General features: G+C 68.7%; 11 protein-coding genes. 10 read left to right on the top strand and 1 reads right to left on the bottom strand.

The genetic code is table 11. The annotated features are described in order from the left end of the window. Positions 1-58: 58 nt before the first annotated feature. Entirely contained in the window at positions 59-1,006 is a 948-nt protein-coding gene (locus ACGFNK_RS12850; protein ID WP_393415101.1) for a hypothetical protein, read from the bottom strand. Between the two features lie 197 nt (positions 1,007-1,203). On the opposite strand from ACGFNK_RS12850, the gene uvrC reads away from it, so the two are divergent. The 10 genes from uvrC to pgi all read left to right on the top strand — a co-directional run bounded on the left by uvrC (position 1,204) and on the right by pgi (position 12,437). Continuing rightward, positions 1,204-3,258 carry an excinuclease ABC subunit UvrC gene (gene uvrC, locus ACGFNK_RS12855; RefSeq protein WP_393415104.1) on the top strand — a complete coding sequence of 685 codons (2,055 nt, stop codon included), beginning with the start codon at positions 1,204-1,206 and terminating at the stop codon, positions 3,256-3,258. Beyond that, positions 3,255-4,325 carry an RNase adapter RapZ gene (gene rapZ, locus ACGFNK_RS12860; RefSeq protein ID WP_393415107.1) on the top strand — a complete coding sequence of 357 codons (1,071 nt, stop codon included), beginning with the start codon at positions 3,255-3,257 and terminating at the stop codon, positions 4,323-4,325. The genes uvrC and rapZ overlap by 4 nt, the downstream gene beginning before the upstream one ends. After that, entirely contained in the window at positions 4,322-5,389 is a 1,068-nt protein-coding gene (gene yvcK, locus ACGFNK_RS12865; protein WP_393415110.1) for a uridine diphosphate-N-acetylglucosamine-binding protein YvcK, read from the top strand. The genes rapZ and yvcK overlap by 4 nt, the downstream gene beginning before the upstream one ends. After that, a complete protein-coding gene (whiA, locus tag ACGFNK_RS12870) occupies positions 5,380-6,369 on the top strand; it encodes a DNA-binding protein WhiA (RefSeq protein WP_165342597.1) in 990 nt (329 codons plus the stop codon). The genes yvcK and whiA overlap by 10 nt, the downstream gene beginning before the upstream one ends. Positions 6,370-6,581: 212 nt before the next feature. Beyond that, positions 6,582-7,592, top strand: coding sequence for a type I glyceraldehyde-3-phosphate dehydrogenase (gene gap, locus ACGFNK_RS12875; RefSeq protein ID WP_386345676.1), 1,011 nt, complete (start codon positions 6,582-6,584; stop codon positions 7,590-7,592). A gap of 128 nt (positions 7,593-7,720) precedes the next feature. Continuing rightward, the gene (locus ACGFNK_RS12880) at positions 7,721-8,932 is read left to right on the top strand and encodes a phosphoglycerate kinase (protein WP_386345675.1); all 1,212 of its coding nucleotides are present in this window, start codon (positions 7,721-7,723) and stop codon (positions 8,930-8,932) included. A 42-nt stretch (positions 8,933-8,974) separates the two neighbouring features. Continuing rightward, positions 8,975-9,730, top strand: a complete 756-nt coding sequence (gene tpiA / locus ACGFNK_RS12885; protein WP_386346423.1) for a triose-phosphate isomerase — start codon at positions 8,975-8,977, stop codon at positions 9,728-9,730. A 134-nt stretch (positions 9,731-9,864) separates the two neighbouring features. Further along, complete coding sequence (secG, locus tag ACGFNK_RS12890) at positions 9,865-10,095, top strand: preprotein translocase subunit SecG (protein WP_165342601.1); 231 nt, start codon at positions 9,865-9,867, stop codon at positions 10,093-10,095. 214 nt (positions 10,096-10,309) lie between these two features. Then, positions 10,310-10,645, top strand: coding sequence for an RNA polymerase-binding protein RbpA (locus ACGFNK_RS12895; protein ID WP_119105043.1), 336 nt, complete (start codon positions 10,310-10,312; stop codon positions 10,643-10,645). A 139-nt stretch (positions 10,646-10,784) separates the two neighbouring features. Further along, on the top strand, positions 10,785-12,437 hold the full coding sequence (pgi, locus tag ACGFNK_RS12900) for a glucose-6-phosphate isomerase (protein ID WP_393415116.1): 1,653 nt from the start codon (positions 10,785-10,787) through the stop codon (positions 12,435-12,437). Positions 12,438-12,477: the final 40 nt, after the last annotated feature.

Below are 12,477 nucleotides of genomic sequence, written 5' to 3' on the forward strand. Positions count from 1 at the left end.
AGCGTCTACGTGCAGCGCTACGCCACCCGCCCCCAAGCGCCGCCTCAGCCGCTCGCTGTCACTCCCAGTCCCACCCGATCCCCACGATCCCCGACCGCACCCGCGGCTCGACCATGTGAACCGACCGATGGTGCCCGCTGAGCGTCAGTTCCTGGCGGCCGCTGCGCGGCGCCGCCGCCGAGTGCTGGGTGAAACGGTGGCAGCGCACGGGCAGCGCGTCCTCGGCGAACTGAACCTCCAGGGCGTACTGACCGCCCGGGGAGCCGAAGTCGCGGACGTACTCCCTGGACGCGCCGGCCGTGCCGTCCTCGACGCCGTAGCGGAACAGGCAGGTGTCGCCGATCCGCAGCCGAGTGTCGAAGAGAAGCTCCGCCACGAGCACCCCGGTGTCGTGGTGCCAACGCACGCGTCCCGTACGGCAGTTCTCCAGGGCGTGCACTGTCATGTGCTCCGGTGCGCACCCCGGGTCGCCGTGGTGGACGGCCACATAGCGGTCGATGCCGTCCTTGTGGGCGCGCACGATGTGCTGCGAGTCGCGCCCCGACAGCTCCCGGCGTGATCCGATGCGCACCCGCTCGTGCCGGCCGAGCATGTGCAGTCCACTGTCGAGCGACGCTCCCAGCTCGGCGAGCAGCTTCTCCAGGGCGCCGGAGGCCTCCACCCGGGAGCGGTACGAACGGGCCGCGGGGTGTGCCGGACCGGGGCGCTCCTCGGCCTGGGCGAGCAGTCGTACCAGCGACTCGTCGGGCAGCTGGAGGATCTCCTCCAGGGCGCGTACGGCCCGCAGCGACTCGGGGCGCTGCGGGCGGCGGGCGCCCTGCTGCCAGTAGCTCAGGCTCGTCACGCCGACCTTGACCCCGTACCGCGACAGATGATGCTGGACGCGCTGCAGCGGCAGTCCGCGGGCGGCGATCGCGGCGCGCAGGGCCACATGGAAGGGGCCGTCCCGCAGGGCGGTCTCCAGTTCGGCCGTGGCGACGTCCGCGTGCTGTATGCCGTGCCGCATGCAGGAGCCCTTCTGTGAATGCCGAGGTTTACGGCCCCAAGTCATCCCGCATTGAAGCGTGTTGATCATGGCCGGGCAACACTTGGCGCCCAGCGGTCAAAACTCGGCAACTCCCGGCAGAGTTCTGTCCACAGGGGCGCAGAGGCTCCGTCCACAGGGCCGCCGCGGTGTCACACCACGCCAGTAGGGTGTGAGACATGGCCGACCCCTCCAGCTACCGCCCCAAGCCGGGGCAGATCCCCGACTCGCCGGGGGTCTACAGGTTCCGCGACGAGCACCGCCGGGTGATCTACGTCGGAAAGGCGAAGAGCCTGCGCCAACGCCTGGCCAGCTACTTCCAGGACCTGGCGGGCCTCCACCCGCGTACGCGCACCATGGTGACGACGGCAGCGTCGGTGGAGTGGACGGTGGTGTCCACGGAGGTCGAGGCGCTGCAGCTGGAGTACTCCTGGATCAAGGAGTACGACCCCCGGTTCAACGTCAAGTACCGCGACGACAAGAGCTACCCGTACCTCGCGGTGACGATGAACGAGCAGTTCCCGCGCGTGCAGGTGATGCGCGGCCACAAGCGCAAAGGCGTGCGCTACTTCGGCCCGTACGGGCATGCGTGGGCGATCCGCGACACCGTGGACCTCCTGCTGCGGGTCTTCCCCGTCCGCACCTGCTCCGCCGGCGTGTTCAAGAACGCCGAGCGCACCGGCCGCCCCTGTCTGCTCGGCTACATCGGCAAGTGCTCGGCCCCCTGCGTCGAGCGGATCTCCGCCGAGGACCATCGTCAACTCGCCGATGAGTTCTGCGACTTCATGGCCGGCCGCACAGGGACGTACATCCGTCGTCTGGAGCGGCAGATGACGGACGCGGCCGAGGAGATGGAGTACGAGCGGGCGGCCCGCCTCCGCGACGACATCGAGGCCCTCAAGAAGGCCATGGAGAAGAACGCGGTCGTGCTCGCCGACGCGACAGACGCCGATCTGATGGCGGTCGCCGAGGACGAGCTGGAAGCCGCGGTGCAGATCTTCCACGTGCGGGGCGGACGGGTGCGCGGCCAGCGAGGCTGGGTGACGGACAAGGTGGAGGCCGTCACCACCGGGGATCTCGTCGAGCACGCCCTCCAGCAGTTGTACGGCGAGGAGAAAGGCGACTCCGTGCCCAAGGAGGTGCTCGTCCCGGCACTGCCCGATCCCGTCGAGCCCGTCCAGGAGTGGCTCACCACGCGCCGGGGCTCCAATGTCTCGTTGCGCATTCCGCAGCGCGGCGACAAGAAGGCCCTGATGGAGACGGTGCAGCGCAACGCCCTCCAGGCACTCGGGCTGCACAAGACCAAGCGCGCCTCCGACCTGACCACCCGCTCGCGCGCTCTGGAGGAGATCGCCGAGGCCCTCGACCTGGACAGCGCGCCCCTGCGGATCGAGTGCTACGACATCTCTCACCTCCAGGGGGACGACGTCGTGGCCTCCATGGTGGTCTTCGAGGACGGCCTCCAGCGCAAGAACGAGTACCGCCGTTTCCAGATCAAGGGCTTCGCCGGCCAGGACGATGTCCGTTCCATGCACGAGGTGATCACCCGCCGCTTCAAGCGCTACCTCGCCGAGAAGGAGAAGACCGGCGAGTGGGCGGACGGGGAGAACACGCTCACCGAGGACGACGGCCGGCCCAAGCGGTTCGCGTACCCGCCGCAGCTGGTCGTCGTCGACGGCGGGCAGCCTCAGGTCGCGGCCGCCCAGAAGGCGCTGGACGAGCTCGGCATCGACGACATCGCCGTGTGCGGCCTAGCAAAGCGCCTCGAAGAGGTCTGGCTGCCCGGCGATGACGACCCGGTGGTGCTCCCACGGACCAGCGAAGGGCTCTATCTTCTTCAGCGTGTGCGCGATGAGGCGCACCGCTTCGCGATCACCTACCAGCGCACCAAGCGGGCCAAGCGCTTCAGGGCGAGCCCGCTGGACGATGTGCCGGGCCTCGGTGAAACGCGTAAACAGGCGCTGGTCAAGCACTTCGGTTCGGTGAAGAAGCTGCGATCCGCGACCATCGAGCAGATCTGTGAGGTCCCCGGCATAGGCCGCAAGACGGCCGAGGTGATCGCCGTGGCCCTCGCCGAGGCGACCCCGGCCGCACCCGCCGTGAACACGGCGACTGGAGAGATCATGGAAGACGAGGAATACGAGGCGGACGCAGTACCCGATACGACGGAGGGTTCCGCTCAGGAGCCCGTATCTGCGGGCGCCTCGAACGAGCGACGGGGGCAGGAACCATGAGCGAGCAGGACGGGCAAGGCACCGGGCGCACAGCCGAACAGGAAGCCGGGCGCACAGCGGAACACGAGAAACCGCCGAAGGCGGCGAGCGATGATCACTCGCCGCCCGAAGCGAGCAAGCAAGCGGGCGAGCAAGCGCCCGAAGCTGGCCGGCAAGACGGAGCACAAGTGAGTACGGGTATCGAAACAGCAGGGGTCCCCGATGCGGCCATCCCCGAGCTGGTGATCATCTCCGGTATGTCCGGCGCGGGCCGGTCGACCGCCGCCAAGTGTCTGGAGGATCTCGGCTGGTTCGTAGTCGACAACCTCCCGCCCGCGCTGATCCCCACCATGGTGGAGCTCGGCGCCCGCTCCCAGGGCAACGTCGCCAGGATCGCGGTCGTCGTCGACGTACGGGGGCGCCGCTTCTTCGACAACCTCCGTGAGTCCCTCGCCGACCTGGAGTCCAAGAGCGTCACGCGGCGGATCGTCTTCCTGGAGTCCTCCGACGACGCCCTGGTGCGCCGTTTCGAGTCCGTGCGCCGCCCGCATCCCCTCCAGGGCGACGGCCGCATCGTCGACGGCATCGCCGCCGAGCGCGAACTACTCCGGGAACTGCGAGGCGACGCCGACCTGGTGATCGACACCTCCAGCCTGAACGTGCACGAGCTGCGCGCCAAGATGGACGCCCAGTTCGCCGGAGAGGAGGAGCCCGAGCTGCGGGCCACCGTCATGTCCTTCGGCTTCAAGTACGGCCTCCCGGTCGACGCCGACCTGGTCGTGGACATGCGGTTCCTGCCCAACCCGCACTGGGTCCCGGAGCTGCGCCAGTACACCGGCCTCAACGAAGAGGTCGCGGCATACGTCTTCAACCAGCCAGGCGCCAAGGAGTTCCTCGACCGGTACGCCGAGCTGCTCCGCCTCGTCCAGGCCGGCTACCGCCGCGAGGGCAAGCGCTATGTGACCATCGCGGTCGGCTGCACCGGAGGCAAGCACCGCTCCGTCGCGATGTCGGAGAAGCTCGCCGCCCGTCTGGTGTCCGAGGGAGTGGAGACGGTCGTCGTCCACCGGGACATGGGCCGCGAATGACGGGTCGTACGCTGCGACTGAGCAGGCTGCGCCGGGTCGGCACCGAAGGCCAGGGCGGCAAGCCCGCCGAGGCGCGCGGCGGCAAGCCACGCCGCCGCGGCACGCAGCCCAAGGTCGTCGCGCTCGGCGGTGGCATGGGACTGTCCGCCTCGCTCGCCGCCCTGCGTCGCATCACCGGCGACCTCACCGCGGTCGTCACGGTCGCCGACGACGGCGGCTCGAGCGGCCGTCTCCGCGACGAGCTGGGCGTGCTCCCGCCCGGCGATCTGCGCAAGGCTCTCGCCGCGCTGTGCGGCGACGACGACTGGGGCCAGACCTGGGCCCGCGTCATCCAGCACCGCTTCCAGTCCCAGGGCGAACTGCACGAGCACGCGGTCGGCAATCTGCTGATCGTCGCCCTCTGGGAGCAGTTGGGCGACCACGTCCAGGCCCTGGACCTGGTCGGCAAGCTCCTGGGCGCGCAGGGGCGCGTGCTGCCCATGTCCGCCGTGCCCCTGGAGCTCCAGGCCCTCGTCAAGGGCCACGATCCGGAGCGGCCCGAGGACATCGAGACGGTACGCGGCCAGGCCACCGTTGCCCTGACCACCGGCGAGGTGCAGTCCGTGCACGTCGTGCCGCACGACCCGCCCGCCGTCCCCGAGGCCGTCGCGGCGGTCCTCGACGCGGACTGGGTGGTCCTCGGCCCCGGCTCCTGGTTCTCCTCGGTGATCCCGCATCTCCTCGTGCCCGATCTGCTCGACGCGCTCACGGAGACGAAGGCGCGCCGGGTGCTCTCCTTGAACCTCGCCCCGCAGCCGGGAGAAACCGAGGGCTTCTCCCCGCAGCGTCATTTGGAGGTTTTGGGACGACACGCCCCTAAACTCGCCCTGGACGTGGTACTGGCCGACGAGGCCGCCGTGCCCGACCGCGATTTACTCACCGAAGCCGCTCAGCGGTTCGGGGCCGCGGTCGAGCTGGCGCCGGTGGCCCGGACCGATGGATCTCCGAGGCACGATCCGGAGCTGTTGGCCGCCGCGTACGACCGTATTTTTCGGATGCATGGAAGGATCGGCCCATGGCGATGACGGCAGCGGTGAAGGATGAGATCTCCCGGCTCCCCGTCACCCGGACCTGCTGCAGAAAGGCGGAGGTCTCCTCCCTTCTGCGGTTCGCCGGCGGCCTCCACCTGGTGAGTGGCCGCATCGTGATCGAGGCGGAGCTGGACACCGCGATGGCGGCGCGCCGCCTCAAGCGGGACGTCCTGGAAATCTTCGGCCACAGCTCCGAGCTGATCGTGATGGCTCCCGGGGGCCTGCGCCGCGGCTCCCGCTATGTCGTCCGTGTGGTTGCCGGCGGCGACCAGCTGGCCCGTCAGACGGGGCTGGTCGACGGCCGGGGCCGGCCGATCCGCGGGCTGCCCCCGCAAGTGGTCTCGGGCGCCACCTGTGACGCCGAGGCGGCCTGGCGCGGGGCGTTCCTCGCGCACGGCTCGCTGACCGAGCCGGGCCGCTCGTCCTCCCTGGAGGTGACCTGCCCGGGACCCGAGGCGGCGCTCGCGCTGGTCGGCGCGGCCCGGCGGCTCCAGATCGCCAGCAAAGCCCGTGAGGCGCGCGGCGTGGACAAGGTGGTCGTCCGTGACGGTGACGCGATCAGCGCGCTGTTGACCCGCCTCGGCGCCCACGAGGCCGTGCTGGCCTGGGAGGAACGCCGGATGCGCCGCGAGGTCCGCGCCACGGCGAACCGTCTCGCCAACTTCGACGACGCCAACCTGCGTCGCTCCGCCCGCGCCGCCGTCGCCGCCGGAGCCCGTGTGCAGCGCGCCCTGGAGATCCTCGGTGACGAGGTCCCCGAGCACCTTGCCGCCGCCGGACGGCTGCGCATGGAGCACAAGCAGGCCTCCCTGGAGGAGCTGGGCGCGCTCGCCGACCCGCCGCTGACCAAGGACGCCGTCGCGGGGCGTATCCGCAGACTGCTCGCCATGGCCGACAAGCGGGCCCAGGACCTGGGCATCCCGGGGACGGAGTCCACCCTCTCCGAGGAACTGGCCGACAATCTGGTGGGCTGACCGCACGGCCCCGACGCAACTCCCTACGCCCCCCTACGGGCCTCGATGCCCGGGCGGTCCGTCCCCCTACTGGTGGGTACGGATGGCAGTGCCGTGTATGGGCCCTCGGATGTCACTCTGGGGGCCTCAGGGAGGTAGGGTCGTAGGCGGTCGGGGACATCCCATACAACTCGCCGGCATCTGAGCCGGCGTACCAACGAGGAGATCGGTTCGTGACGATCCGCGTAGGCATCAACGGCTTTGGCCGCATCGGTCGTAACTACTTCCGCGCGCTGCTGGAGCAGGGTGCAGACATCGAGATCGTGGCTGTCAACGACCTGGGTGACACCGCGACCACCGCTCACCTGCTGAAGTACGACACCATCCTGGGCCGCCTGAAGGCTGAGGTGTCCCACACCGAGGACACCATCACGGTCGACGGCCACACCATCAAGGTGCTGTCCGAGCGCAACCCCGCCGACATCCCGTGGGGTGAGCTGGGTGTCGACATCGTGATCGAGTCGACCGGCATCTTCACGAAGAAGGCCGACGCCGAGAAGCACATCGCCGGTGGCGCCAAGAAGGTCCTCATCTCGGCTCCGGCCAAGGACGAGGACATCACCATCGTGATGGGCGTCAACCAGGACAAGTACGACGCGGCCAACCACCACGTCATCTCGAACGCTTCCTGCACCACCAACTGTGTGGCCCCGATGGCCAAGGTTCTCGACGAGAACTTCGGCATCGTCAAGGGTCTGATGACGACGGTCCACGCCTACACGAACGACCAGCGCATTCTGGACTTCCCGCACTCGGACCTGCGCCGCGCCCGCGCCGCCGCCGAGAACATCATCCCGACCACCACCGGTGCCGCGAAGGCCACCGCGCTGGTGCTCCCGCAGCTCAAGGGCAAGCTGGACGGCATCGCGATGCGCGTCCCGGTCCCGACCGGCTCGGCCACCGACCTGGTCGTGGAGCTGCAGCGCGAGGTCACCAAGGACGAGGTCAACGCCGCGTTCAAGAAGGCCTCCGACGACGGTGACCTCAAGGGCTTCCTGACCTACACCGAGGACCCGATCGTCTCCTCGGACATCGTCGGCGACCCGGCCTCCTGCACCTTCGACTCCTCCCTGACCATGGTCCAGGAGGGCAAGTCGGTGAAGATCCTCGGCTGGTACGACAACGAGTGGGGCTACTCCAACCGCCTCGTGGACCTCACGGTCTTCGTCGGCGGCCAGCTCTAAGTCCCAGAGCAAGGCACCTCGATGTGAGCACAGGGCTCGGGCAGCGCAAGGCCGCGCTGCCCGAGCCCTGTGTCACGTGCTGATCGATCAGCCCTCCAGGACAACAGAGCTATCCCAGGAGTCCCCCTATGAAGACGATCGACGAACTCCTCTCCGAAGGCGCGGACGGCAAGCGGGTCTTCGTCCGCGCTGACCTGAACGTGCCGCTGGCCGACGGCCGCATCACCGACGACGGGCGTATCCGCGCCGTCCTGCCCACCGTCAAGGCACTCGCGGAGGCGGGCGCCAAGGTGGTCGTCGCCTCGCATCTGGGCCGCCCCAAGGGTGCCCCGGACCCGGCGTTCTCGCTGCTGCCCGCCGCCGAGCGGCTCGGTGAACTCCTCGGCGCGCCTGTCGCGTTCGCCCAGGACACCGTCGGCCCCGCCGCCCACGACGCAGTGAACGGCCTGGAGCCCGGCCAGGTCGCGGTCATCGAGAACCTGCGCTTCAACGCCGGTGAGACGTCGAAGGACGACACCGAGCGCGGCGAGTTCGCGGACCAGCTCGCGGCCCTGGCCGATGTCTACGTGGGCGACGGTTTCGGCGCGGTGCACCGTAAGCACGCCTCCGTGTACGACCTCCCGGCGCGCCTGCCGCACTACGCCGGCTACCTCATCGCCACCGAAGTCGGTGTCCTGAAGAAGCTCACCGAGGACGTCAAGCGCCCCTATGTCGTCGCGCTCGGCGGCGCCAAGGTCTCCGACAAGCTCGCCGTCATCGACCAGTTGCTCGGCAAGGCCGACCGGCTGCTGATCGGCGGGGGCATGGCGTACACCTTCCTCAAGGCCAAGGGGTACGAGATCGGCAGCTCTCTCCTTCAGGAGGACCAGATCCCGGTCGTCATCGAGTACATCGAGCGCGCCGAGAAGTCTGGTGTCGAGCTGGTCCTGCCCGTCGACGCACTGGTCGGGTCCGAGTTCCCGGACCTGAAGACCAAGGCCCCGGCCAATCCCACCACCGTCGCCGCGGACGCCATCCCGGCCGACCAGATGGGCCTGGACATCGGTCCGGAGTCCCGCAAGCTGTATGCCTCGAAGCTCGCCGACGCCGCCACCGTCTTCTGGAACGGTCCCATGGGCGTCTTCGAGCACCCCGACTACGCCGAGGGCACCAAGTCGGTCGCCCAGGCCCTTCTCGACTCCCCGGCCTTCACGGTCGTCGGCGGTGGCGACTCCGCCGCGGCCGTTCGCATCCTGGGCTTCGACGAGACGGCATTCGGCCACATTTCGACCGGTGGTGGCGCCTCCCTCGAATACCTCGAGGGCAAGACGCTCCCCGGCCTCGCCGCACTGGAGGACTGACCCCTGATGGCTGCATCTAACTTCTCTGGGCGCACGCCGCTGATGGCGGGCAACTGGAAGATGAACCTCAACCACCTCGAGGCCATCGCCCACGTCCAGAAGCTCGCCTTCGCCCTCGCCGACAAGGACTACGAGGCCGTCGAGGTCGCCGTCCTGGCACCCTTCACCGACCTGCGCTCCGTGCAGACCCTGGTCGACGGCGACAAGCTCAAGATCAAGTACGGTGCCCAGGACGTCTCGGCGCACGACTCCGGCGCCTACACCGGCGAGATCTCCGCCCCGATGCTGGCCAAGCTGAAGTGCACCTACGTGGCGGTCGGCCACTCCGAGCGCCGGCAGTACCACAACGAGACCGACGAGCTCTGCAACGCCAAGGTCAAGGCCGCCTTCAAGCACGGTCTCACGCCGATCCTGTGCGTCGGGGAGGAACTGGAGGTCCGCGAGGCGGGCAACCACGTCGCGCACACGCTCGCCCAGGTCGAGGGCGCCCTCAAGGACGTACCGGCCGAGCAGGTCGAGTCCATCGTGGTCGCGTACGAGCCTGTCTGGGCCATCGGCACCGGCAAGGTCTGCGGCGCCGACGACGCCCAGGAGGTCTGCGCGGCGATCCGTGGCAAGCTCGCCGAGCTGTACTCGCAGGAGCTGGCCGACCAGGTCCGCATCCAGTACGGCGGCTCCGTGAAGGCCGGGAACGTCGCCGAGATCATGGCGAAGCCCGACATCGACGGCGCTCTGGTCGGCGGCGCCTCTCTGGACGCCGACGAGTTCGTCAAGATCGTCCGGTTCCGCGACCAGTAAGCACCGGTCCGGTGACCAGTAAGTAGGCGCTGGCGGCGATACGTCGTACCCTTGCGGGGGCCGGGCGGCTTCGCTTATGGAGCTCCGGCCCCCGTCGTCCGTACAAGTCCGAGGAAGTTGGTCCAGCCGTGGTTATGGGGTTCTCGATCGCCCTGATCGTCTTCAGCCTGTTGCTGATGCTGCTGGTGCTGATGCACAAGGGGAAGGGCGGCGGCCTCTCCGACATGTTCGGTGGCGGCATGCAGTCGTCGGTCGGCGGCTCCTCGGTCGCCGAGCGAAACCTCGACCGCATCACCGTCGTGGTCGGTCTGTTGTGGGCCGCGTGCATTGTCGTGCTCGGCATCCTGATGAAGGTCACCAACTGACCAGCGGCTGACGTCGGTACGACAGCGCATCTTTCGCATAAAGCCCCATGTCCGGTACGCGCTCGCGAGCGCGGCCTATCATGGGGCTTGCGTCTTTGGGTGGGGTGTAACTCCAGTCACTGGACGCGCGTTGGCCCTTACGTACACTGAGGCGCTCGCAGCGAAGCATCACGCCGACTCGCTTCGCGGCACCATTACGCAGGGAGTTACAACCGTGGCAAGTGGCAACGCGATCCGAGGAAGCCGGGTCGGGGCGGGGCCGATGGGCGAGGCCGAGCGCGGCGAGTCCGCGCCACGGCTGCGCGTCTCCTTCTGGTGCTCCAACGGACACGAGACGCAGCCGAGCTTCGCCAGCGACGCGCAGGTACCCGAAACCTGGGACTGCCCGCGCTGCGGCTTTCCGGCCGGACAGGACCGGGACAACCCGCCGGACCCGCCGCGCACCGAACCGTACAAAACGCACCTGGCGTACGTACGGGAGCGGCGCAGCGACGCGGACGGCGAGGCGATCCTCGCCGAGGCGCTCGCCAAACTGCGGGGCGAAATCTAGGACTTGAGGAACCGGCCGGGCACCCACGGGTGCGCGGCCGGAGCTGTTGCGTGGCGTCAAGCCCTGATCAATTAGGTTGGGACCGGCAGCGGGGCAACGTACGCAGCAGGACAGGTACGAAAGAAGGCTGAAGTCCGAGATGAACGCAGATAGCCGTATCCGGCTCAACCAGAAGCCCGAGTGGACCGCTCTGGCCAAGCACCGCGAGGAACTCGGCGAGGTGCGGCTGCGTGAGCTGTTCGCCGCGGACCCGGGGCGCGGCGCCGGATACACACTTCAGGTCGGCGATCTGCACGTCGACTACTCCAAGCATCTGGTCACCGACGAGACACTGCGGCTGCTGCGTGAACTGGCCGCCGCGGCCGATGTGTTCGGGCTGCGGGACGCCATGTTCCGCGGCGAGAAGATCAACACGACCGAGAACCGCGCCGTGCTGCACACCGCGCTGCGCGCGACACGCGACGCGGTCATCGAGGTCGACGGCGAGACCGTCGTACCGAGTGTGCACGCCGTGCTCGACAAGATGGCCGACTTCTCGGACCGCGTCCGCTCGGGCGCGTGGACGGGGCACACCGGCAAGCGCATCCGCAATGTGGTCAACATCGGCATCGGCGGCTCGGATCTCGGTCCGGCGATGGCATACGAAGTGCTGCGGTCCTTCACCGACCGAGAGCTGACCGTCCGCTTCGTGTCGAACGTGGACGGGGCCGATCTGCACGAGGCGGTACGGGACCTGGACCCGGCCGAGACGCTGTTCATCATCGCCTCGAAGACCTTCACCACCATCGAGACGATCACCAACGCGACCTCGGCGCGCGACTGGCTGCTGACCGGGCTGAGGGCGGACCAGGGTGCCGTCGCCAGGCACTTTGTGGCCTTGTCGACGAACGCCGAGAAAGTGTCGGACTTCGGTATCGACACGGCCAACATGTTCGAGTTCTGGGACTGGGTCGGTGGCCGGTACTCGTACGACTCGGCGATCGGCCTTTCGCTGATGATCGCGATCGGTCCGGACCGGTTCCGCGAGATGCTGGACGGTTTCCGGCTGGTCGACGAGCACTTCCGTACCGCGCCCGCCGAGTCCAACGTGCCGCTCCTGCTCGGCCTGTTGGGCATCTGGTACGGCAACTTCCATGACGCGCAGTCGCACGCGGTGCTGCCGTACTCGCACTATCTGTCCAAGTTCACGGCGTACTTGCAGCAGTTGGACATGGAGTCCAACGGCAAGTCCGTGGGGCGCGACGGCGAACCTGTGGAGTGGCAGACCGGGCCCGTCGTGTGGGGCACACCGGGGACCAACGGGCAGCATGCGTACTACCAACTCATCCACCAGGGCACGAAGCTGATCCCCGCCGACTTCATCGGGTTCGCCGAGCCGGTCGCGGATCTGCTGCCGGGGCTTGTCGGCCAGCACGATCTGCTGATGGCCAACTTCTTCGCGCAGACGCAGGCGCTGGCCTTCGGGAAGGCGCCGGACGAGGTGCGTGCGGAGGGGGTGCCCGAGGAGCTGGTGTCGCACAAGACGTTCCAGGGCAACCATCCGACGACCACGATCCTCGCGCGCGAGCTCACTCCGTCGGTGCTCGGCCAGCTGATCGCGCTCTACGAGCACAAGGTGTTCGTGCAGGGCGCCGTCTGGAACATCGACTCCTTCGACCAGTGGGGTGTCGAGCTCGGCAAGGTGCTCGCCAAGCGTGTCGAGCCCGCGCTGACCGAGGGCGCGGAGGTGCCGGGCCTTGACGAGTCGACGAAGGCGCTGGTCGCCAAGTACCGGGAGATGCGCGGGCGTTGAGCCCAGGCGGCTCGGGCATTGGCCTCGGGCCGCGGCACCG

Origin of the sequence: Streptomyces sp. NPDC048825, from assembly GCF_043198355.1 — a bacterium.
Lineage (GTDB): Bacteria > Actinomycetota > Actinomycetes > Streptomycetales > Streptomycetaceae > Streptomyces > Streptomyces xiangluensis.